The organism is Parafrankia sp. FMc2, assembly GCF_041008525.1.
Lineage (GTDB): Bacteria > Actinomycetota > Actinomycetes > Frankiales > Frankiaceae > Parafrankia.
On sequence record NZ_JBFLUG010000030.1, the window covers coordinates 49,377 to 70,856 of the forward strand.

Consider the following 21,480-nt stretch of genomic DNA (forward strand, 5'->3'; position numbering starts at 1 on the left):
CGGCGTGCTGATCCGCTTCACGGGATGGGGAGATGGCCGACAACGCGATGATCACCGACCAGGTCGCGATGCTCATGGGCGACCCGGGGATCACGGACCGGCTCACGGTGACCGGTCCTCCCGACGTCCTGCCGAGTCTGTATCGGGTGACGACCGTGGCGACGTCCAGCGTGGCCGCGGCAGCTGTCGGGGCGGGGCGGTTACTCGGCGTGCGCAACACGGGGAGCCTGTCCGCGGGTGACCAGCCGGCGATCGCGGTGGACACCCGGCACGCCTGCGCGGCGTTCCGGAGCGAGCGCTATCTGCGGCTCGACGGGCGTCCCCTGCCAAGCCCCTGGGACCCGATCTCGGGCTACTACCGGACGGCGGACGACCGGTGGATCCAGCTGCACTGCAACTTCCCGCACCACCGCAACGGGATCCTGGACCTGCTGGACGTGCCGAACGACCGCGCCGCGGTCGAGCGGGCCGTCGGGCGCTTCGAGGCCGAGTCCCTCGAGCTCGAGCTCCAGGCGATGGGCATGTGCGCCACGATGGCCCGCGACGAGGAGGAATGGCGGGTCCACCGGCAGGCGCGGGCGGTCGCCGAGCTTCCGTTGCTGGAGACGGAGCGGGTCGGGCCGGGTGACGCCGTCCCGCTGCCGCCGGCCGACCTGCCCGCCGCCGGCATCCGCGTGCTGGACATGACCCGCGTCATCGCCGGCCCGGTCTGCGCCCGGGTACTGGCCGGTTACGGCGCCGAGGTGCTGCGGGTGGGTGCCGCACACCTGCCGGAGGTCCGATCGCTGCTGATCGACACCGGGTTCGGCAAGCGCAACACCTTCCTCAACCTGCGGGTCGCCGCCGACGCGCGCCGGCTGGCCGAGCTGGTCTCGACAGCGGACGTGGTGATCCAGTCCTACCGACCGCGTGCGCTCGACCGGCTGGGGTTCGGCCCGGAGGCCCTGGCCCGCATGCGGCCGGGGATCGTCGTCGGAACCATCAGCGCCTACGGCCGGACCGGCCCGTGGAGTGGCCTGCGCGGCTTCGACAGCCTGGTCCAGACCGCGTCGGGTATCTCGGTGAGCGCGGCGCGGGCCGGCGGATGCGACCACCCGCACTCGCTGCCCGCACCCGTCCTGGACCACGCGACCGCGTACCTGCTCGCCTCCGGCGTCCTGTCGGCGCTCGCCCGGCGCGCCGCCGAGGGCGGGAGCTGGCACGTACGGGCCTCGCTGGCCCGGACCGGCCGCTGGCTGCAGGAGCTGGGCCACCACGACACCCTCGCCGCGCCCGACCTGACCAGAGCGGACGTCGAGGAGTTCTGCCGGCGGCTGCGGAGCGAGTTCGGTGAGCTCTCCTATGTGGCACCTCCGGGAGCGGTGGACGGCCGCGCCCCCGCGTGGACCATGGCACCGGCCTCCCTCGGCACCAGCCCTCCCGGCTGGGAGTCCAGCGAGTAGCCCAGGCCCTGGTCCGGCGTCCAGCGGCGCGTCCGGCCCGAACGGGCCGGGCGCCCGCGTCCACCGCGTCGCCGTCGCGTAGGACTGGGTCCTGCGGCATCGCCGCGGCGCGTGGACGCAAGGGGGGCGCACAACATGATCAGGCGACCGGCCAGGGGCGCGATCGCCCTCGCCGCCGTGCTGGTGGCGGGCCTCACGGCCTGCGGGCTCGGCCGGAACGACACCCCCGGCGACGGTCGGCGGACCATCACCATCGGCTTCCAGGGCATGCTCTCCGGCGACGACCGCAAGCTCGGCCTCAATGCTCTCGCCGGCGTGCGGACGGCCGTCGAGGATGTCAACGCGGACGCCAGCGTGCCGTTCCGGCTCAGGCTCGTCCAGGTCGACGACGCCGGCTCGACCGGCCGGGCACCGGGCGCGGCCCGCAGCCTCACCGGGAACTCCGACGTCCTGGCGGTCATCGGGCCGCTGCGCACCGACACCACCGAGGTCAGCGAGCCGTTCTACAGCGAGGCCGGCCTGCTCTCGGTGACTCCGTCCGCCACCGGCCCGGCCCTGACGGATCTGGGCTTCACGACCTTCTTCCGCGCCATCGCCCCCGACTCGGTGCAGGGCCGGGCCGTCGCCGACTACATCTCCACCGTGCTCGAGGCGACGAAGGTCTACTCGATCGACGACCGCGGCGAGTACGGCATCGGCCTGTCGACCGCGCTCGAGGCGGAGCTGAACTCCGACGGGGTGGACGTCATCCATGACGGCATCGACCCGACCCGCGACTACACCGCCCAGGCCGCTCGGATCACCACCGAGGCACCGGACGTCGTCTACTACGCCGGGTACTACGCCGACTTCGCCCGGCTGGCCGCGGCGCTGCGCGACAAGGGCTTCGCCGGCACCCTGATGGCCGGTGACGGCTCGAGGGACCCCCGGTTCGTCACCCGGGCCGGCGCGGACGTCGCCGAGGGAACCTACTTCTCCTGCGCCTGTGCCGACATCGGCGAGATCGACGGCGGCGGTGGCGACGGCGGCGGGGACCGGCCGGGGGCGGAGGAGTTCGTCGCGTCCTACGGGCGGCTCAACGGTGGAACGCCGCCGGGGGTCTTCTCCGCCGAGGCCTATGACGCCACCAACGCCGTGGTGCGAGTGCTCCGGACCATCGGTGACAGCCCGGACCGCGCCGCGGTCGCCCGGGCCTTCGCGGACGTCGACTGGAAGGGCGTGACCAGGGACGTCGCGTTCGAGGACACCGGCGAGCTCCGGGCGCCGACGGTCTATCTCTACAAGGTGGAGGACGGAGAGATCGTGGGTCTGGGGCAGATCTCGGACCTGATCGACTCCTGACGGCGGGACATGGCACGGCACGGTCGACCAGTCCGTTCGGCTCCGCGGGTTTCGTCGTAGGGTTGGGGCACGTCAAACCTTCCATTAACGTTAGGGTTGTCTGTCTCTCATGGTGCGGTCGCTGATCGATGGTGATGACCCGCCCCCGGGCCGCCTCGCGGACCGGGCGGCGGTGGTGACCGGTGCCTCCAGCGGCATCGGCTACGCCGTGGCACTTGATCTCGCGGCGGCCGGTGCGGCCGTCCTGGCAACGGGGCGCGATGACGCGGCCCTGTCCCGGCTCGCCCACGCCGCCGACCGGCGCGGGCTCGACGTGCGGGTCTTCGCCACCGAGATCACCGACGCGCGCGGCCGGGAGAAGCTGGCGGAGACGGCGCGGGAGGCTCTCGGCGAGGTCTCCGTGCTGGTGCATTCGGCCGGCGTCTACCACAGCAGCCCCATGAGCATCGCGAGCCTGGCCGACCTCGACGATCAGTACGCCGTGAACCTGCGGGCACCGTACGCGTTGACCCAGCTTCTCCTGCCGGACCTCACGCGGTCGTTCGGCGACATCATCTTCGTGAACTCCACGCAGGGCCTGGCCGCCGGCCCGGCGGTCGGTCAGTACGCCGCCACCAAACACGCCCTGCGGGCCATCGCGGACAGCCTGCGCGCCGAACTCGGGCCCACGGGCCCGCGGGTCTGCACGATCCTTCCCGGCCGAACGGCGACGGCCATGCAGAAGAAGATCTTCGAGAGCGAGGGGCGGGACTGGGATCCCGAAGGCCTCATGCAGCCGGAGGACGTCGCGGCGATGGTGCTTTCCGTCGTGGAGCTCCCCCGCAGGGTCGAAGTGACCGACATCGTGATGCGGCCCGCGCGAAAGGTGTCCTGACCGCCGGATTTCGGTGCGCGCAATGGATGGTGAACACCACACGGATCCCGCGGTGTTTCCCCGGACGGGCTCGAGAATCATGTTCTGACCCCGACACCCGGAGCACCAGGAGTACCCGTGTTCGGAGTGGCCAGAATCCTCGCCGCCCTTGTCCTCGCCGGCGCCGCCGTACTGACCGCCGGCACCTCCGCCTCCGCCGCTGCACATGACCCGGTCGTTTTCGTCCACGGTTTCAACGGTTCGGCCTCCACCTGGACCGACATGGTCGCCGACTTCCAGGCCCACGGCTATTCCTCGTCCGAGGTGGTCGTCTTCGTCTACGACTCGCACCAGTCGAACGTGACCACCGCGAACCAGCTGGCCACCAGGGTGTCCGCCGTCCGGGCCGCGACCGGCGCGGCGAAGGTCGACCTGGTCACCCATTCCATGGGCGCGCTGTCCTCCCGTTACTTCCTGAAGTCCCTGGGCGGCACGTCGGTCGTCGACGACTGGGTCTCGCTGGGTGGACCGAACCACGGGACCAGCACCGCGGTTCTGTGCTCCTGGCTTTACACCGCCTGCTCCCAGATGAGCCCTGGTTCGTCCTTCCTCGCCACGCTGAACGCCGGTGACGAGACGCCCGGAGCGGTCAGCTACGGAACCTGGTGGTCGTCCTGCGACGACGTCATCAATCCCGATTCGAGCGTTCCGCTCGCGGGCGCCGCGAACAACGCCGCCGGCTGCCTCGGCCATTCCGCGCTGCATGACGACGACACCGTCGCCACGGCGGTGCGGGCGTTCATCGCCTGAGCGCCCGGGCCTGCCGGGGCCTGCCATGGCCGGCCCGAGCCGGCCCGAGCCGGCCCGCCGGAGGCGTGAGACCCGGGTGTCCGGGTGGCGACGAGGCCACCCGGGCACCCGTCAACAGGGCCGTGACCAGCGGGTTTGCCTGAACGGGTAGAACTGTGTCGGTCTCGGTGCTGATGGTCATGGCCGGCTGACATACCCCCCTGAGACTCCGGTACCTTGTGCTCTGCCGGAAGCGTTCCGATCTCTCTGGTTCGTGCCAGTCGTGCGGTTCTTGCCGTGCGAAGCCACCACCGGGCGCTCCGTCACGAACATGAGGAGCTGGGTGATCGTGAGCGATTTCCGGCGCCGGACAGCGCTGGTGACGGGTGCGTCCTCGGGCATTGGAGCCGCGCTGGCCGAGGCGCTCGCCGCACGTGGAGCCGATCTCGTTCTCACCGCGCCGGACGAGGAGCGGCTCGTGCGGGTGGCCGACCGGCTGCGAGCCCTGCACGGCGTCGCCGTCGAGACGATCGCGGTCGACCTGGCCTTCGAGGACAGTCCGGACCGGCTGGCGGAGAAGGTTCTCGCCGCCGGGCACGAGATCGACGTCCTCGTGAACTGCGCCGGTTTCGGAACCCGCGGCCGTTACGACGAGCTCGCCGCGGAACGGGACCACCACGAGGTGATGGTCAACGTCGTCGCCGTCGAGCGGCTGACCCACCTGTTCCTTCCCGCGATGGCCGAGCGCGGCCGTGGCACAGTGATCAATGTTTCCTCGACCTCGGGGTTCCAGGCCGTCCCCTACATGGCCGTCTACGGGGCGTCGAAGGCGTTCGTGCTCTCCTTCTCGATCGCGCTGTGGGCCGAGTACCGGTCGCGGGGCATCAAGGTGCTGGCACTCTGCCCGGGCCCGACCGACACGAACTTCTTCGACGCCCTCGGCTCGCGGATGAACGCCGGCGGGCGGCTGCGCACCACCGACGAGGTCGTCACCAGCGCGTTCAGGGCCCTCGACAACGGCCAGCCGTATGTGATCGACGGCCGGTTGAACTATCTGACCTCGAACGCCTCGCGGCTGCTGGGCCGCGGACTCGTCGCGGGGATCACCGCGCGGGTCCTCGGGGCGAACGGCCGCGGCTGACCCGGTGGCGAGGCTGCCGACCGGGCCGGCACGCGCGGGAGTCTCCGTGCCCTGGACAAGCCGTCGTGGGGCGCGACGATATCGACCATGGACGCATACCAGCGAGCGTATGAGGACTGGCTGACCGATCCGGAGGCCTTCTGGGGTGCCGCGGCGCGGTCCGTCACCTGGACCCGCCCGCCGCGCCGGATCCTGGACGGCGACCGGCCCCCTTTCTATCGCTGGTTCCCCGACGCGGAGCTGAACACCAGCGTCAACGCCCTCGACCGGCATGTGGAGGCCGGCCGCGGTGAGCAGACCGCCCTCGTCTACGACTCGCCGGTCACCGGGACGGCCCGCCGCTACACCTTCACGCAGCTCACCGAGGAGGTCGCCCGGGCCGCCGGCGCGCTCGCCTCGCTCGGAGTCGGCCGCGGTGACCGGGTGATCATCTACCTGCCCATGATCCCGGAGGCGGTGGTCGCGATGCTGGCGTGCGCGCGCCTCGGCGCCGTCCACTCGGTGGTCTTCGGGGGTTTCGCGGCACCCGAGCTCGCCGCCCGCATTGATGACGCCCGCCCGAAGGCCGTGGTCAGCGCGTCCTGCGGCATCGAGCCGACGCGCCTGGTGCCGTACAAGCCGATGCTGGACGAGGCCATCGACCTCGCGGCCCACAAACCGGTGGCGTGCCTCGTCGTCCAGCGCGAACAGCAGCGCTGTGCGCTCGTCGCCGGCCGCGACCACGACTGGGAGCACCTGGTCACGGCGGCTCCGCCGCACCCGCCGGTGCCCGTCGCGGCGACGGACCCGCTGTACATCCTGTACACGTCGGGAACCACCGGCCGCCCGAAGGGGATCGTTCGTGACAACGGGGGCCACGCCGTCGCGATGGCCTGGTCGATGCGCAACGTGTACGGCATCGGGCCCGGCGACGTCATGTGGGCCGCCTCCGACATCGGCTGGGCGGTCGGCCATTCGTACACCGTCTACGCGCCCCTGCTCGCCGGAGCCACGACCGTCCTCTACGAGGGGAAGCCGGTCGGCACACCCGATGCGGGGGCGTTCTGGCGGGTGATCGCCGATCACGGGGTGAACGTCCTGTTCACCGCGCCGACCGCGATCCGGGCGATCAAGAAGGAGGATCCGGGCGCGGAGCTGGTCGGCCGTTACGACCTCTCGTCACTGCGGGCGCTGTTCCTCGCCGGCGAGCGTCTCGACCCGGCCACCTTCGACTGGGCCACGGGTGCGCTCGGCGTGGCGGTGATCGACAACTGGTGGCAGACCGAGACGGGGTGGCCTGTCGCCAGCTCGCCGTTCGGCCTCGAACGCCTCCCGCTGCGGGCCGGCAGCGCGTCCGTGCCGATGCCCGGGTACGACATCCGGGTGCTGGACGCGGAGGGCGCCGAGGTTCCCCGCGGAACCGAGGGCGCCCTCTGCCTGCGGCTGCCCCTGCCACCCGGCGCGCTGCCCACCCTCTGGGAGGACGACGACCGCTACGTGGCGTCGTACCTGTCGGCCTTCGACGGCTACTACCTGACCGGCGACGGCGGCTTCCTCGACGAGGACGGCTATGTCTTCGTCCTGGGCCGCACCGACGACGTCATCAACGTGGCCGGTCACCGGCTCTCGGCCGGCTCGATGGAAGCGGTGCTGGCCGCCCACCCGGCCGTCGCGGAGTGCGCTGTCGTCGGGGTGGCGGACTCCTTCAAGGGGCAGGTGCCCCGCGGCCTCGTCGTGATCAAGAGCGGTGCCGAGATCACGCCGCAGGCACTCGAAGCCGACCTGGTCGCACGCGTCCGCGCCGAGATCGGCCCGGTGGCCTCGCTGCGCCGGGTCGATGTGGTCGCCGCGCTGCCGAAGACCAGATCCGGCAAGATCCTGCGGCGGGTCATGCGGGAGCTGGCCGACGGCCGCTCGCCGGCGATCCCGTCCACGATCGAGGACGCCTCGGTGCTCGAGGCGATCCGGCCCGTGCTGGTACCCGAGTCGTCGGTCAGTGGTCGTGGTCCGCTGAGTCCCGGTGGTTGACGTAGTCGTCGGCGACCAGGTCGAGCCCGTCGGGAGGGTAACCGAGCTCCCGGCGGACGGAGCGGCGCCCGACGAGCAGCAGGTGAAGCATGTAGATCGGGACGTCGGCGCCCTGGCACCGCTGGTAACCCATCGTGAACCAGGTGTGCGCCTCCTGGAGCAGGTCATGCTCGGCGAGGGTCTCCGCCACCACCGCGTACACGTCCGGGTTCCTCGACCGGAGCGCCCGGATCTCGGCGCGGGTGGCGGCGGCCTCGTCGCCGGGCTCTCCGGAGTGCGCGTCCCCGCCCGCGTCGCCGCCTGTCTCGCCGCCTGGGGAGGCGCCGGCGAGCGCGCGGGCCTCCCGGCGCGCCCTGTCCCTGGCCATCAGCGCCTCGTGCAGCCACACCCGCGGATCGATGTCCTCTGCCGCGCCGCCGCTGGCCGTGGCGGCCGCGGCGGCGGCCATGGCCTCGCGGCAGCAGCGCACAGCGTCGTCCCACCGGTCGGCGAGACCGTACTGACCACAGGCGTGCACCAGGAGGCCCGCGGCGGTGATCTGGCCATGAAGCTCGGGCTGACCGGCGAGGTCCTCGAACCGGGCTGCGGCATCCTCGTGGCGGCCGTCACCCGCGGCGATGAAAACGATTTCTTCGACGTCTTCCTCGGTGAGCACGTCAACCATTGTTCCCTGCCTGCCCGCGGCTCCTCACACGGGCGGTGTCGCCCGCCGCGGGCAGCTGGGGCGCGCCGGCTACACGGGCTGCCGAGGAAGCCGACGCCGAGCTGCGAAACCGAGGTCGGCCCGGTGATACCAGGCCAGATCGGGCTCGCCCTCGATCCAGCAGAGGAGGACGCTCTCACCGTCGAGGACGGCGGGAAAATCGATCAGGAGCGGCGCGGCACCCTTGACCTGGATACCGTGTTCGGGAAACCAGGCGAGCGCCTCGGAGAGCCAGGCCTGAAGAGCCTTCATCTCGGCGAGGCCGCCCTTCGGCGACGAAGCGCCGTCTGCGAGCGCTGCGCTCAGTTCGGTGAGATCCGCCCGGCGCGCAACGAACTCGGCGGCGCGTTCGTGGATCTCGGGCATCAGAGCACGGGCCTCGTCGACGGAGAAGATCTGGTCCACGGAGCAAGTCCATCATGTCTCGGCGGGAAGCCGCCGGATTTGCTGGCACCGAACGGCACATACGTTCGTGGACCGAGGGCGGCCCTCCGGGACGCCACCCGCGGCCACGTCCGCGGGCACGGGCGGGATCAGGCGCGGCGCGCCATCTTGAGGGTCTTCTCCAGATGTTCCCGGTCGGCTTCGGTCGAACGTCCGTTCGTGGCCGCCGCGGGAATCTGGTGCCCACCGCCGAGCACGAGATCGGTGGTGTGGCGCATGCCCATGTCGCGCTGCTCGACGTCCAGGATTGCCTCCTCGACGCGGTAAAGTTTCTCGATCTTCGCGACTTTGGCCTCCACCTGCGCGGCGACGATGCGCAGCCGCCGCTCCGCTTTCGCGAGACGCCGTTCAAGGCGGCGGTCGACGAGGTTCGGCATCGGCTCGTCGCGCTCGGTCGGGTCGTGCAGGTACAGCTCGACAACCACGGCCACCAGCGGGATGAGAGCGGTGAGCAGGAAAGCCGGGCCTTCTCCGGTGTCGCCCGACGCACCCTGGATGCGGACCAGGATGCCCGCGACCGACAGCAGCAGAAAAACGAGTGCGGTGATGGCGAGTGCGGCCACGGAGGTGCGGGAGGTGACGAGCTGCTCGCGGACCTCACCGTCCACCCGCACCGTCCCGGCGTCCGCGGCGCGCAGGAGCTGGGACTGGGCCCGCGCCAGAATCGCACCCTTGATGGCATGGGCGAGCACCATGCCGGCGATGAACACCGCGATCCCGAGGATGCCGCCGAGGAACCAGCTGATGCTGTACTCCTCGGCGTCGGTGATGACGCTGTAGGCCTCGGCGAAGACGGTGAAGTCGAGAGCGGCCAGCACGACCATGATCAGGGACCGGACCGCCGGGGCGGCGTGCAGCTGAGGAATACGCTCCTGGATGCCGACACTGCGCCACAGCCGGCCTTGTTCCACCTTGTGCTTGACGAGTTCGGACCGGCGCTCGCGGCGTTCTGCCCGGGAGTCGATCTCCATGCGGAGCCCGGCGATCAGCTCCTCGAGTGTCCGGGCGTCCGCGCGGACGGCGGCCCGCACCTCCTGGACCTCGGCCTCTTCCAGACTTTTGAGGACCTTCGGGCGCGTCTCGGCTCCGGCCAGCGCGATATCAGCGTCACCGACCTGACGGATGAGCTGCTTGGCGAGGCGTCCTGGCCGATTTCCTCTGCGCAGCACCTGACAGTCTCTCTTTCCGGGTTCGGGTCACACGGAAACGGGGTCCGGATTCGGGCGTCCGACGACGTGCGGTGTATCGGGCAGTCAGTCGATCGGACGGGCAAAGGTCCCGCCCACGAAGCAGAGCATGGCGGTGACGATTCCGAGCACCGAGGCGACCATCGCCTCGCGGGCGCCTTCCGTTTCGTCGCCGGCGAAGAACATGGTCAGGACGAGAGTCCCGACCCCGACGATGGCGCCGATCGCGCCGAGCATGAACCGGCGGGCGATCGTCTCCCGGGGCGGCAGAATGGAAAGGGCGTCGATCGGCGCGATCCGGCCGGCACGCGCCCGGTTGCCGACCCGGCGGCGGATGTCGCGCAGCCGGAAGGTGTTTCCGGCGATGAAGAAGCTCACCGCCGTCACAATCATCGATCCGGTCACCGAGACCCGGGCGAACGGGGATGACAGGGTCAGCCAGACCCAGGCTTCCAGCAGCGCGAGCAGGACCAGACAGGTCGCGATGACCACCGTCGACCGCATCAGTGCGGGGCTGAAGTGCTGCTCCTCGGGTTCGAACAGGGCGCCCATCGGCCGTCTCCTTGCGGTTGCGCCGGCCGTCCGCAGCGGGAGTGCCCCGGCGGTGGGCGGTCCTGCGGTGAGGGTTCCTGCGGTGAGGGTTCCTGGGCCAGCCGGGCCAGCCGGGCCAGCCGGGCCAGCTGTGCCAGGTGGTCCGGCGGTGAAGGCGCTGGCCGCGAAAGGGCCTGGCCTGAACGCACTGGCGGTGAACGCGCCGGTGGACGTCGTGCCGCCAGCGCGCGGCAGCATTCCCGGCTCTGCCTCCGGCATCGGTTTCGGCCCTGGCCCGAGCCCCGGCCCTGGCCCCGGTTCCTGTCCCGGATGATCCGTCCAGGTGCCGGGAGCGATCTCAGCCGCAGTCACTGCTGATCCGTCGGCACAGCTCGCCCCGAAGGTAGCGGGCGATGTCCTGCTGAGGCTTGGTGACCGCCCCTGCGTTCACACCGATGAAGCGGACCCTGCTGTCCGCGATCGGGGTGAGCTGCTGCGTGTCGGGGGAGAAACAGCGCCGCACCATCGCCTCGGCGATCTGGATGGAGGCCTTCTTCCCGTCGACGTTCAGGCAGTCGGACGCCTCGCCGGACCCGAGGAGATCACTCCAGACCACGACGGTCACCGCGCCGATGCTGACCCCGGGGCCGCCCCGCAGGGTCGCGATCTCGTCGTTCACCCCGGCGAGCAGGGGAGTGACGCTTCCGGTCGGACTGACGCGCTCGCTCTGGACGAGGTGGTCGACCTCCTCGGTGAGCGCGTCGACGGCCGCGACGCGGTCCTTCTCCTCGCGGGTCTCGTTGTTCCGGTCGATCCTGAACAGCTTGCTGCCGTCGAGGCAGTCGGAGTGGGTCAGTCCAGTGGTCCCGCCGCTGCCGGCGACGAGGCGCATGTACTGGCCCTCCCGCAGCGCGGTGTCGAAGTACGGCCGAACCGCCTGCGAGATCCGGGCCGCGCTCGCCGCGGAGTTGTCCGAGATGTCGAGGTAGAGCATCAGGAGCGGGGCGCTCTGACCGCCCTCGGGCGGGTCGTCCTGGTACCGGCTGCAGTCGATGGCGCCGCCGGTCTCCCGTCCGAGCATCGTGTCCATGGCGCCGCAGCCGGCGAGCGCCGGTGCGGCAAGCAGCAGCGCGGCTCCCGCCAGCACACCGGCGGCGCGGCCGAGCCGGGGGCTGCGGGGGCGAGGGCGGCTGGGGCGGCGGCGACTGCGTCCGTTGCGCATCCCGGTCACCTCAGCACGATCTCTACCCGGCGCCGGCTGGCGTCCGCGACGTTGTCGGCGGCACCCTGCTCGCCTCTGGCGAGGACCTCGAGCAGCGAGGCCGGGATGGCCTGCCCGGCCAGATACGCCTGGACGGCGCTCGCGCGCCGCCGGGAGAGCTCGAGATTGTGCTCCGTGGCCCCGAGCCCGTCGCTGTACCCGACGACCTGGACGCGCCCGTCGTGCTCGCGGATCTGGGGGACGATGCCGGCGAGTGCGGTGGCGGCCTCGGGCCGCAGGACGTCGCTGTCGGCGTCGAACAGGTAGTCCGCACTGACCGTGGAGACCCGGCTGCCGTCGGCCTGGGTGATGAAGTTGCCCAGCGGTGGGAGCGGGTCCGCGACCACGGCCGGTGGCACTCTGGTGGCATGCGGCGCAGGGGTGAAGGTGGACGCGGCGGCGTCCTTGGAGCAAGCTGCTGTTAGTCCCAGGAAAACGGCAAGCGCGAGCGGTGTGCACACCGAAGTTCCGGGTAGCCGGCGTCCTCTGGACACGGCACGTCCGGCGGTGCGAAACGCGTGATACACGGTCGGCCCCCAACAGCGAGTGCGGCGCCAACCATAACCGTGCCGAATAGGCCCGCTTCACCCAGGCTTGGGTGTTGTGTCAACAGTGGGATGGGGGCGTTCTGTGTTGACGTCGCGGGGGCTGTGGTGATGGCTGCCGGCGGTCGGGGGCGCCTCGTGGGTGCTACCGGAGAATCCGGTTCACACGCTGTGCTCCGGGGCGTGCACCATGGACGCGGAAAACGTGCACCTCGCAGTTCCAGGGCGTTCTGTCACATTTCATGCCGAATTTCGCGGGCGAACTCGGCGCCCGTCGCGAGGGTGCCGGCCGTGGGGCGGCCAGCCCTGGAGCGGGTGGTGTCGAAGCGGGTGGAGCGGGAATGGCCGGCGCTCGCGTGCTCCACACCATCCGTCGAAGACGGACCCGTCGGTCCGTCGGCCCAGCAGCCGGCTGGCTGGCTGGACCGACGAACCGGCGTCAGCCCGGATCCGGAGACCCCGCCGAAGGTCGAGGACGCCCCACAGCGTCACGACGGAGTCGGCCCGGGAGCCGGAGCCGAGGAGCGAGGGCCGTGCCGGCTCCGAGGCTCAGCGACGTCGGGACGCGTTGACCGCGAAGACCGCCAGCGGCGGGATGAACATCGCGACCGCCATCATGCCGAGCGCCACCGGAACCGAGTAGAGCCGGATGACCGCGCCGGAGAGCACGAACAGCGCCAGGCACAGCGTCATGGAGATCAGGTACCTGCGCCGTGCCGGCCGGTCCGCACCCCACGAGGGCAGCGCGTCGTCGTCCGACCAGGCACTCCACGCATCCGGCTGCCCCAGTCCGCCGCCCGCCGTCCAGCCGAAGGCGTCCGTGGGTTCGGAGCGGCGGCGTGAGCGCCGCCGGCCGCCCGGGAACCTGCGGCGCCCGGCCTCGTCCGGCTCGCCCGGGAAATCCCGGCCGGGGGCGTAGTCGTTGCCGACTCCCGCTCCCGCTCCCGCGCCGGAGCCGGTCCGGTCGCCGGCCGGCGACCGGGTGCCCGGCCCGGTGCCGTCCGCCGCAGGGGCCCAGCCGTCCGCGGCCGGGCTGTCAGCAGCCGTGCCGGCCGCAGCCGGGCCGCTCGTACCTGAGCCGCCCGCGCCCGGGGCTGGCCGGCCGTTCGAGCCTGGCCGGCCGGTTGCCGGGTGCCGGCCGTCCGCGGCGTGGCGACCGCCGGGCGCGCCCCGCCCGTCCGACGGCCGGATTCCACCGGAACGGCCCGGCTGGTCATAGCCGTCGAGCAGATGGGCGAGCCACAGATCATGGGCGCGCCGCATTCCGGGATCGCTGAGGACCCGGTATGCCGCGTTCACCCGGAGGAACGCGCGTTGCGAACCACCGGCATCCGGATGCGCGCGCTTCACCACGCGGCGATAGGCAGCGTGGACTTCCTCGTCCGAAGCCGTGGGTGCGATCCCGAGCACCTCGTACATCGAGGCCCGCAAGTACTGGGCCGACTGGCTTTTTGGCGTATCACGCATGGCGATCACCTCCCGGCGCCCGTGCAGTGGGGCGTCGCGTCGACCTGGTCCCCACCGTAGGCCGGATCTCGCGGATCGGCCTGTCCCCGTCGCGGTGAGCGGCGCCACGGATAGCCCGAAGGTCGGTCGCCGTCAGTGCGGTCTGGCCGTGACGAAGATCGATGTCGACGGAACGAACTGCCCGCGAAGGGGGCCCCACTGGCCCCACTCCCGGTCGTGCCCCTCAGGCCATTCCGGCTCGATGACGTCGATGAGCAGCAGGCCAGCGGCGACGATCTCCCGGATGCGGTCGCCCATCGTCCGGTGTGCCTCTACATAGACGGGCTCGCCGCCATCGGAATGCTCTGTGTACGCCCGTCGGTCGAAGTAACTGTGGAAGACGACTAGCCCGTTGGCGTCGGGGGCATCCGGCAGGCACCACACGAAGGGGTGGGTGGTCGAGAAGACCCACCGGCCTCCCGGACGCAGGACACGGGCCACCTCTCTCATCAGCGCGGCGCTGTCGGCGACGAACGGGACCGCTCCGAACGCCGAACACGCGATGTCGATGCTCCCCGACCGCACCGGGAGAGTGATCGCATCCGCCTGGACGAGCGGAACCGGCACCCCGGTGCGTTCGTTGAGCGCGCGCGCCTGGGCGAGCTGGCCGGTGGACAGGTCGGTGGCGATGACCGTGGCGCCCTGGCCGGCCAGCCACCGCGCGCACTGGGCTCCGCCGCAGCCGACCTCCAGCACGGTTCGTCCGGCCACGTCACCGAGCAGGTGGACGTCGGATTCGCGCAGTCCCTCCGGACTCCAGCAGAAGTCGACGTCGCCGAGGAAGTCTCCGTGCTCGGCGTAGTAGGCGGCGGCCTCGTTGTCCCAGTAGTGCCGGTTGGCGGCCCTGGCGCCGTCGGAGTCGATGTCGGTGTACCCGTAAGCGGGGCCGGTGGAGATGTTCACGGCCGACATGCTCGCATCACGCCCGCCAGGGCCGGGCCCGCCGCTTCACACCGCTTCACACCGCTTCACGTCGGTCCCGCGGAAAGAGGAGCGCCGTACGCGTCAGCGGGGCAGCGGAGCGGAGGCGAGAACCGCGCCTGTCGGCTGTGTGGAACCACCGGACGGCTCGACGGTGACCTTGATCGAGGTCACCTCCTTCCTGACAGTCATGAACTGGGTGCTTCGCCCGGCGTTGCCCGCGACGATGCCGGCTGACTGGACACCCTTCGCATCCGCCGCCCAGAGCTGGTATACCCGCCCGGCGGGGAGCGGGGGCAGGTCACGGATGTCGACGAACACCCTGTCCGCCGCGGCGACCACCGCGAGGTTCCCGCCGCCGGTCATCGGCTGCGCCGTCCGGGCCGCCAGCTCCGACGTGACCGCGCTGAGATCCGCCGCCTCGGCCCGCACCTCGGTGAGCTGGCGACGCTGGTCGATCGTCACTCCGGTGACGACGCCGAGCGCCACGAGGGCGATGACGGCGGCGGCGCTCGCGGCGATCGCCACCGCCAGCGGGCGGCGCTGGCCGCGGCGGCGCTGGCCCGACAGGGTCGGCGGGAGCTGGCGGGTGGCCGCGATCTCCCGCAGGACCGCCGCGCGGAGCGGGGCCGGCGGCGTCCGCGGCACCGCCCCGCCGAGGACCCCGGCGACGGCGCGCAGCTCGGCCAGCTCCGCCGCGCACTCCGGGCAGGCGGCGAGATGCGCCTCGATCTCGGCGCGGTCGGTGTCGTCGACCGCGTCCAGCGCATAGGCGCCGATCAGGGTGTGTGCCTCCGGCGATGTCATGCTCCCACCCCCAGGCAGTCGCGCAGCCGGATCAGCCCGTCGCGCATGCGGGTCTTCACGGTCGGCACCGGGGTCGCGAGCAGCTCCGCGACCTCCCGGTAGGTGTATCCGCTGTAGTAGGCGAGTGAGATCGACTCGCGTTGCAGGTGGGTGAGGCCGTCCAGGCACCGGCCCAGCCGCTCGTACTCCAGGCGCAGCTCGACCTGCTCGACGACCTGGTCGTAGCCGGTCCCGCCGTCCCGCGGTGCCGCCGCGGCGACCCGCCACTCCCGTTCGGTCGCGGCCTGCGCGGACCGCACCCTGTCCACGGCCCGCCGGTGCGCGAGGGTGCAGACCCAGCCCGCGGCGCTTCCCCGCGCCGGGTCGAACCGGTTCGCCTGCCGCCAGACCTCGACGAAGACCTCCTGGGTGACCTCCTCGGCCTGTGACGGGTCCCGAACGACCCGCCTGACCAGCCCGAACACGCGTGCCGAGAGCTGGTCGTAGACAGCTGCGAAGGCGTGGGTGTCGCCGCGCCCGGCGCGTAGCAGCAACTGCTCCACGTCCGGCGCTCCCTCGTTGGTGGCGCCACCACCGGGGTCATGAGCAGCGACAGCGCGCAGGACGCGCCCGTCGTCGTCGGCTTGTCGTTGCATCGGGCGGGTCCTCCGGATCGTGGGAGCAGAGCCGGCCGGGCCGGGCCGGTGGCACCGCCACCCGCGCCGCGTCACCAGCGGGTCGATCACCGGCGGCTCCGCGGCCGGCGGTGCTCACTTGTACTTCGGCGCCAACCGGCCGGCGGATTGCCCGCGGGCCGGGAAATTCCGCGCCGGCCGAAGCCGCGGGCCGGACCCGCGCCGGCCGGACCCGGACCGGCCTCGTTCCTGCCCGCCACGCGAGCTGTCGGTCACGTATCTAGACGGAGGTGTGGGTGATCGCCTCGCCGATCACCGCGCGGTTCTCCACGATGCTCACCGGGGTGTAGACGACGGTGCCGCCGACGCCGCGGTCGACGAGCCGCCCGCGGCGGCTCTCCCCGACGATGCGGGCCCGGCCCTGGAGGGAGTCCAGGCTGACCTCCCGGTCCGCCGGTCCGAACGGGCCGGTGCCCGCGAGCCCTGCCTGCTGGGGAGCCTCGGTCGCGTACACGCGAACGATCGAGCCGGGCACGGTCGTCCACCGCAGCACCGTTCCGCCGAGGGTGTCGCGGACCTCGAGATCCACCACGGCGCGGGGCCTGGCGATGACCTTCGCGGTCACCTCGGCGTAGCTGTCGGGCCGCAGCCCGTCCGACTCCTCCCCGGCGGCCACCCACACGCGGTAGCGGTAGACGGCGCCGGCCTGCACGTCGCTGTCGACGAAACCACCCTTGAACCCGCGGTACCGCCGCATCGCTCCACGGACGGACGACGTCTCGTCGTGGGTCCGCTCGATGACGACCTCGTCGTGGCTGGGCAGCGGACGCCAGGACAGGACGACGGCGTCGTCGGCCATGTCCGCGCGCAGGGCGGTCACGGGAGGCAGCACCGTTCGCGCCGGGCCGGGTGCCGGCGCCGACCTGGCCGCTCCGGCGGACCGGGGCCCGACGGCGACGATCTCGTGCCACACGCGGACCCCCTTGGGCACCCCGGCGTCGAACAGCTGGGTCGCGGCGGTGCTCCCGAGGCTGCGTTCCCGCCGCCCGGCCGCGGATGTCGGATCCGCGGTCACCCGGACCACACGGTAGGTCTCGGCGCCCGGTGCGGGTGCCCAGGAGACCAGCAACGCCCCGTCCTGCTCGGCGACGGTGACCTCCGTCGGCGGCGGTGGGGCGGCGTCCCCCCCGGACCGGCCGGGCGGCTCCGCGGGCTGGGCAGGGGCCTGCGCGGACTGCGCGGACTGCGCGGACTGCGCGGACTGCGCGGACTGGGCAGGCGGGTTCGAGGGCTCCGCCGGCGTGCCTGCGGCCGCGGCGGGCCCCGCCTGCCGCGACCGTGCGGGAACGGGCACCGCGAACGTCGTCGGTGCGTCGGGGTCGGGGAGGGTGGGTGTCTGCCGCCCGGGTTCCGGGCCGTCGTCATCGGCGCGCGCACGCCAGCCCAGGCCGTCGGCGCGGACGACAGCGCCGGGCGGACCGGAGGCGTCGAGGGGACCGTCGGCCCCGGCCGGCGCGCCGAGCACGGTCGTTCCGGTCCGGGAGCCGGTCTCGCCCAGCCCGGCCCGCTCGGACGTCTCGACCGGCCGGTCCGCTCCGGTCAGGTCGGCGAGCATCGACCGCGCGGCACCGGCGGGCAGCCGCCGTTGCGGATCCTTCTCCAACAGGCCGGTGAGGATGCCCGTCAGCGGGCCGGCGAGCCGCATCGGCGTCGGCGGATGGAGCAGCACCGAGGTGAGCATGGCGCCGAAGCTCTCCCGCTCGAACGGGGGACGCCCCTCGACCGCGAAGTACAGCGTGCCGCCCAGGCTGAACAGATCGGCTTCGAAGTTGGCCGGAGCGTTGTTCAGCCGCTCGGGCGCCATGTAGAGCGGGGTGCCGAGTACTCCGGTCACGGTCAGTGTCGGGTCACCGTCGCCGGTCGCGATGCCGAAGTCGGTGAGCACCACACGACCGTCCGTGCCGAGAAGGATGTTCGACGGCTTCACATCGCGATGGACGATGCCCCGGTCGCGGGCGGCGACCAGAGCGTCGATCACGGCTATGCCGATCTGGGCGACGTCCGACACCGGAAGTGGGCCGGTGTCGCGGACCACCTCGAACAGCGACCGGGACGGCACCAGCTCCATGACGATCCACGGCAGGTCGTTCTCGAGGACGACGTCCAGGATGGTCACCACATGCGGGTGGGCGCGCAGCTTGGCGGCGTGCCGGGCCTCGCGCATCGCCCGCTCCACGCGCTCGGCCCGCTCGGAGTTCGGCACCCCGCCGGCGAACTCGATCTCCTTGAGCGCGACCTCGGTCTCCAGAACCTGGTCGAAGGCGCGCCAGACGGTTCCCATCGCGCCGGCTCCAAGCCGGGCCACGAGCCGGTAACGGCCCGCCACGAGCCGTGCACCACCCGGACCGACTGCCACCTGACCCCCTCGGCCCATATCTGTACCAGGCCAGCATCTCAGGCGGCGGTTGGCGGCGGGGCAGCAGGACGGATCGCGGACATCGGGTCAGCGCCGCGGAACCCACAGCCTGACGCCGTCGACGACGGTCGGTCCGAAGCCGACGAGGCCGGTCACCAGGCTGGCGAGTTCGTCGTGGCCGGGGGTGGGGCCGAGGATCACCGCATCCGGGGCGAGCGCGTCGAAGGCGACGCGGACGGTGGGGTCGGCGAGGACGGCCGCGGCGTCCGCCCGGCCCTGCTCGATGGCCACGAGCACGCTGTTCAGCGGATCCGTCCAGGCGTTGAAGGCAGCGCGGCCGTCCGGGCCCGGAATGGTGCAGTAGCAGCCGGCGAGGCGGAACCGGTACCCGGCCTCGGCCTGCCACAGCATCGCCTCGGTGCGCGCCGGATACGGGTAGGGCAGCACCAGGGCCGTCGCCCCTTCGGGAACGGCGCGTACGGCGTCACCGGTGAAGAAGGCGGGGGTGGTCGCCGGCGTCGTGACATGGTCGCGAGGCACCAGGGGAACCAGCATCACCACCGTGACCAGCACCAGCGCCGCGCGGGAGCGCCGTTGCGGCGTCCGGTGACGGGCGGTCTGCGGGGGATCGGCCCCGGATCGGGTCGCCACCCCGGCGGCACGGTGCAGGCCGACCGCGACGACGATGCCCACGAACATCATCACGTACAGCGCCAGCCGGGACGGCAGCGCGCTGTTGATGACGGGCAGGCTCTCCAGGGGCAGCCAGGGCAGCCGGACCCGGGTCGTCCGCCCGTCGACGTGCAGATGCCCGCCCAGCGACAACAGCGCCGTCACCACGGCCAGCCGGGAGAACAGCGCGACCAGCGGATCGCGCCGCAGCACGACGGCGACACCCGCCGCGGCGATGATCAGCGGGATACCGAGATAGCCGGTCACCTCCACCGCGTTGCCGGTGAAGCGGCTGCTGTGGCGGAGCGCGGCGTCCGGTGCGAGCCGCTGGGCCGGGGTCGGCGTGACAAAGGTGAACAGGTCGGAGACGGCCACGTTGTGCGGCTGGATGTTCCCGTGCACCCGCTGGGCGCCGAAGAACTGGACGGCCAGCGGCCAGGCGAGGAGTGTGCCGGCGACGATCGCACAGGTCAGCAGCCCACGCCCGAGTGCGGCGGCCCGGTCCCGGGCGAGCTGGCGATGGGTCAGCCCGCCGATGAGCAGACCGAGCCCGCCGATGAGCGCGGACGTCGCCAGGACCTCCTCGGCGATCATCGCCTGCGCCGCGACGGCGACTCCGAGCAGCGCCCCGGTCCGCGCCGGACTCCGCCCGCGCACCAGCAGGTCGTCGAGCAGCAGGAGCAGGAGCGGCGGGAAGACGGCGAACGTGAGGTGCAGATGGCCGTACGACTCGCCGATCATGTACGGCCCGAAGCCGTAGAGGAGGCCGGCGACGGCGGCGGGCGGCGCCGACACCCACCGCAGCAGGACGAGGAACAGCAGAAAGCCGGACAGGGCCGGTGCCAGGGTGATCAGCAGGTTCAGGCTGACGACCGGGCCGAACATCGCCGTCACCGGTGCGGCGAGCAGACCGAGCAGCGGGACGGGCGTGCTCCACAGGATGTTGGTGCCGGCCGGGGCGTTCAGGTGCGAGGTGACGAACGGGTCGAGTCCCTCGACCAGGGCGTGCGGGATCCAGCCGAGATACCAGGCGAAGAGGATCGAGTCGCTGTAGCCGTAGACCACACCGCCGGGGTCCGCCCACGCGGCGCGGAAGAGCGCGAACGCGAGAACGAGGTACCCGGCGAGGACGGCGAGCGGCATCCGCGCCGCCCGCGCGCGAGCCGTCCAGCTGGCAGGTGCCGAGTGGTGTCCTGCGACCGTCGGGCCGGATTCGTCCGTGCCGGCTGCCATGCCGCTCCCCCTCGCCACGGGACATGCCCGGTGGCCGCGACCCCGTCAGGAAAGGGCTGAAGCCGCATATAGGCGCAGTTGGGGCAATATGGTCCGTTTGTGTGCGGACAAGACCCTAGTCCTGGCGCGGGTTCGGGTCTCGGGCGAGGGGGCGTTGGTCGTCCCATTCGGCGACGAGCGCCGACCAGGTGCGGTAGCGCGCGACCGAATAGCGGGGGGAGACCAGGCCGCGCGGGTCGAACACGGCGACCGGGTAGCCGCGCTGGGCCCGGTAGCCGCGCTCGGCGATGATCACGCGTCCGCCGAGCCGGACGGCGCCGATGACGCAGGGCAGCCTCGTCCACCGGGGCAGCCGCGCGGCCGCCAGGAGGGCGGTGTCGCGCCAGGCGTAGAGGCCGCACAGGCAGTCCTCGGCCGGCAGCAGGTCGTGCGGCGGGTCCTGCCCGGACGCCGTGGCACGCAGGCAGTGTGCCTCGGTCAGACCGTCCGGGCGCCAGAGCAGCATCCCGGACGGGAAGGGCGACCAAGGGGTCCAGGCGGGGCGCAGCAGCCCGTCACCGTCCACCGCCCACTGGCGCCAGCCGAGCAGGCTCACACCGGCGCCACGGGCGCCGTCACCGGTCCGGCGGGCTCGAGCGGTCGCGCCGGTTCCGCGGGTTCCGCCGGTTCCGCGGGCCCTGCGGGTTGAGCCGGAGCTGGCAGGGTCGGGACCGGCCCGGGAGCCGTCAGCGGCTCCTCGTCGGGAAATCCGATCGGTTCGTCCTCGACGATGCGTTCAGGCTTGCCGACGTCGCCCATTCCCGCCACGTTCCTCCGACCCAAGGACTGGGGTCAATGCCCCGATTTGCCCAGTTGTCGACGTCCTCACGGATAGTCCACCGGGGTGGTTGCGAGCCCCATGGCGGCGCTTCGGGCCAGCCGCGCCGGGCGCCGGGCCGTCCTAGTAGACCGTCGCCTCTAATATTCGGGGTAGAGGTGGCGGAGTTTGGTGCGGGCGTCGCTGGCGGTGAAGTGCCAGGTGACCTGTCGCTGGTCGGTGTTGACCGTGTTCTGCCAGGCGGTGAGTT

19 protein-coding genes are annotated in these 21,480 nt (G+C 72.1%); 6 read left to right on the forward strand and 13 right to left on the reverse strand.

Going from position 1 to position 21,480, the window contains the following annotated elements; all coding sequences use genetic code 11:
* Positions 1 to 32: 32 nt before the first annotated feature.
* The 6 genes from AB1460_RS13340 to AB1460_RS13365 all read left to right on the forward strand — a co-directional run bounded on the left by AB1460_RS13340 (position 33) and on the right by AB1460_RS13365 (position 7,573).
* Positions 33 to 1,442, forward strand: a complete 1,410-nt coding sequence (locus AB1460_RS13340; protein ID WP_368961468.1) for a CoA transferase — start codon at positions 33 to 35, stop codon at positions 1,440 to 1,442.
* A gap of 135 nt (positions 1,443 to 1,577) precedes the next feature.
* A complete protein-coding gene (locus tag AB1460_RS13345) occupies positions 1,578 to 2,783 on the forward strand; it encodes a branched-chain amino acid ABC transporter substrate-binding protein (protein ID WP_368961469.1) in 1,206 nt (401 codons plus the stop codon).
* 109 nt (positions 2,784 to 2,892) lie between these two features.
* A complete protein-coding gene (locus AB1460_RS13350) occupies positions 2,893 to 3,657 on the forward strand; it encodes an SDR family oxidoreductase (RefSeq protein WP_368961471.1) in 765 nt (254 codons plus the stop codon).
* A 117-nt stretch (positions 3,658 to 3,774) separates the two neighbouring features.
* The gene (locus AB1460_RS13355) at positions 3,775 to 4,446 is read left to right on the forward strand and encodes an esterase/lipase family protein (RefSeq protein ID WP_368961472.1); all 672 of its coding nucleotides are present in this window, start codon (positions 3,775 to 3,777) and stop codon (positions 4,444 to 4,446) included.
* 328 nt (positions 4,447 to 4,774) lie between these two features.
* Positions 4,775 to 5,566 (forward strand): SDR family NAD(P)-dependent oxidoreductase, encoded by a 792-nt coding sequence (locus AB1460_RS13360; RefSeq protein WP_368961473.1) that lies wholly within the window; start codon positions 4,775 to 4,777, stop codon positions 5,564 to 5,566.
* 87 nt (positions 5,567 to 5,653) lie between these two features.
* Positions 5,654 to 7,573 carry an acetate--CoA ligase gene (locus AB1460_RS13365; protein WP_368961474.1) on the forward strand — a complete coding sequence of 640 codons (1,920 nt, stop codon included), beginning with the start codon at positions 5,654 to 5,656 and terminating at the stop codon, positions 7,571 to 7,573.
* Here AB1460_RS13365 and AB1460_RS13370 read toward each other — a convergent pair.
* From AB1460_RS13370 to AB1460_RS13430, 13 genes are all read right to left on the reverse strand, one after another.
* Positions 7,539 to 8,237, reverse strand: coding sequence for a hypothetical protein (locus tag AB1460_RS13370; RefSeq protein ID WP_368961476.1), 699 nt, complete (start codon positions 8,235 to 8,237; stop codon positions 7,539 to 7,541). The genes AB1460_RS13365 and AB1460_RS13370 overlap by 35 nt on opposite strands.
* A 69-nt stretch (positions 8,238 to 8,306) precedes the next feature.
* On the reverse strand, positions 8,307 to 8,681 hold the full coding sequence (locus AB1460_RS13375; RefSeq protein ID WP_018639156.1) for a DUF2203 domain-containing protein: 375 nt from the start codon (positions 8,679 to 8,681) through the stop codon (positions 8,307 to 8,309).
* 128 nt (positions 8,682 to 8,809) lie between these two features.
* Positions 8,810 to 9,889, reverse strand: coding sequence for a hypothetical protein (locus AB1460_RS13380; protein ID WP_368961478.1), 1,080 nt, complete (start codon positions 9,887 to 9,889; stop codon positions 8,810 to 8,812).
* Positions 9,890 to 9,973: 84 nt separating this feature from the next.
* Positions 9,974 to 10,459 carry a hypothetical protein gene (locus tag AB1460_RS13385; RefSeq protein ID WP_071082130.1) on the reverse strand — a complete coding sequence of 162 codons (486 nt, stop codon included), beginning with the start codon at positions 10,457 to 10,459 and terminating at the stop codon, positions 9,974 to 9,976.
* Between the two features lie 337 nt (positions 10,460 to 10,796).
* Positions 10,797 to 11,660 (reverse strand): hypothetical protein, encoded by an 864-nt coding sequence (locus AB1460_RS13390; RefSeq protein WP_368961479.1) that lies wholly within the window; start codon positions 11,658 to 11,660, stop codon positions 10,797 to 10,799.
* Between the two features lie 5 nt (positions 11,661 to 11,665).
* Positions 11,666 to 12,160 (reverse strand): OmpA family protein, encoded by a 495-nt coding sequence (locus AB1460_RS13395; protein WP_241829770.1) that lies wholly within the window; start codon positions 12,158 to 12,160, stop codon positions 11,666 to 11,668.
* A gap of 633 nt (positions 12,161 to 12,793) precedes the next feature.
* A complete protein-coding gene (locus tag AB1460_RS13400) occupies positions 12,794 to 13,711 on the reverse strand; it encodes a DnaJ domain-containing protein (protein ID WP_368961480.1) in 918 nt (305 codons plus the stop codon).
* A gap of 132 nt (positions 13,712 to 13,843) precedes the next feature.
* Entirely contained in the window at positions 13,844 to 14,662 is an 819-nt protein-coding gene (locus AB1460_RS13405) for a class I SAM-dependent methyltransferase (RefSeq protein ID WP_368961481.1), read from the reverse strand.
* 93 nt (positions 14,663 to 14,755) lie between these two features.
* Complete coding sequence (locus tag AB1460_RS13410; protein ID WP_368961482.1) at positions 14,756 to 15,478, reverse strand: anti-sigma factor; 723 nt, start codon at positions 15,476 to 15,478, stop codon at positions 14,756 to 14,758.
* A complete protein-coding gene (gene sigK, locus AB1460_RS13415; protein WP_368961483.1) occupies positions 15,475 to 16,113 on the reverse strand; it encodes an ECF RNA polymerase sigma factor SigK in 639 nt (212 codons plus the stop codon). Before sigK ends, AB1460_RS13410 begins: the two co-directional genes overlap by 4 nt.
* A 259-nt stretch (positions 16,114 to 16,372) precedes the next feature.
* Positions 16,373 to 18,508, reverse strand: a complete 2,136-nt coding sequence (locus tag AB1460_RS13420; protein ID WP_368961484.1) for a protein kinase domain-containing protein — start codon at positions 18,506 to 18,508, stop codon at positions 16,373 to 16,375.
* Between the two features lie 87 nt (positions 18,509 to 18,595).
* Positions 18,596 to 20,413 carry a hypothetical protein gene (locus AB1460_RS13425; RefSeq protein ID WP_368961485.1) on the reverse strand — a complete coding sequence of 606 codons (1,818 nt, stop codon included), beginning with the start codon at positions 20,411 to 20,413 and terminating at the stop codon, positions 18,596 to 18,598.
* 115 nt (positions 20,414 to 20,528) lie between these two features.
* Positions 20,529 to 21,008 (reverse strand): hypothetical protein, encoded by a 480-nt coding sequence (locus tag AB1460_RS13430; RefSeq protein ID WP_368961487.1) that lies wholly within the window; start codon positions 21,006 to 21,008, stop codon positions 20,529 to 20,531.
* Positions 21,009 to 21,480: the final 472 nt, after the last annotated feature.

Coding starts and splice junctions, on each gene's coding strand:
- AB1460_RS13340 (WP_368961468.1), top strand. CDS start 33: ATGGCCGACAACGCGATGATCACCGACCAGGTCGCGATGCTCATGGGC.
- AB1460_RS13345 (WP_368961469.1), top strand. CDS start 1,578: ATGATCAGGCGACCGGCCAGGGGCGCGATCGCCCTCGCCGCCGTGCTG.
- AB1460_RS13350 (WP_368961471.1), top strand. CDS start 2,893: ATGGTGCGGTCGCTGATCGATGGTGATGACCCGCCCCCGGGCCGCCTC.
- AB1460_RS13365 (WP_368961474.1), top strand. CDS start 5,654: ATGGACGCATACCAGCGAGCGTATGAGGACTGGCTGACCGATCCGGAG.
- AB1460_RS13370 (WP_368961476.1), bottom strand. CDS start 8,237: ATGGTTGACGTGCTCACCGAGGAAGACGTCGAAGAAATCGTTTTCATC.
- AB1460_RS13385 (WP_071082130.1), bottom strand. CDS start 10,459: ATGGGCGCCCTGTTCGAACCCGAGGAGCAGCACTTCAGCCCCGCACTG.
- AB1460_RS13390 (WP_368961479.1), bottom strand. CDS start 11,660: ATGCGCAACGGACGCAGTCGCCGCCGCCCCAGCCGCCCTCGCCCCCGC.
- AB1460_RS13400 (WP_368961480.1), bottom strand. CDS start 13,711: ATGCGTGATACGCCAAAAAGCCAGTCGGCCCAGTACTTGCGGGCCTCG.
- AB1460_RS13405 (WP_368961481.1), bottom strand. CDS start 14,662: ATGTCGGCCGTGAACATCTCCACCGGCCCCGCTTACGGGTACACCGAC.
- AB1460_RS13410 (WP_368961482.1), bottom strand. CDS start 15,478: ATGACATCGCCGGAGGCACACACCCTGATCGGCGCCTATGCGCTGGAC.
- sigK (WP_368961483.1), bottom strand. CDS start 16,113: ATGCAACGACAAGCCGACGACGACGGGCGCGTCCTGCGCGCTGTCGCT.
- AB1460_RS13425 (WP_368961485.1), bottom strand. CDS start 20,413: ATGGCAGCCGGCACGGACGAATCCGGCCCGACGGTCGCAGGACACCAC.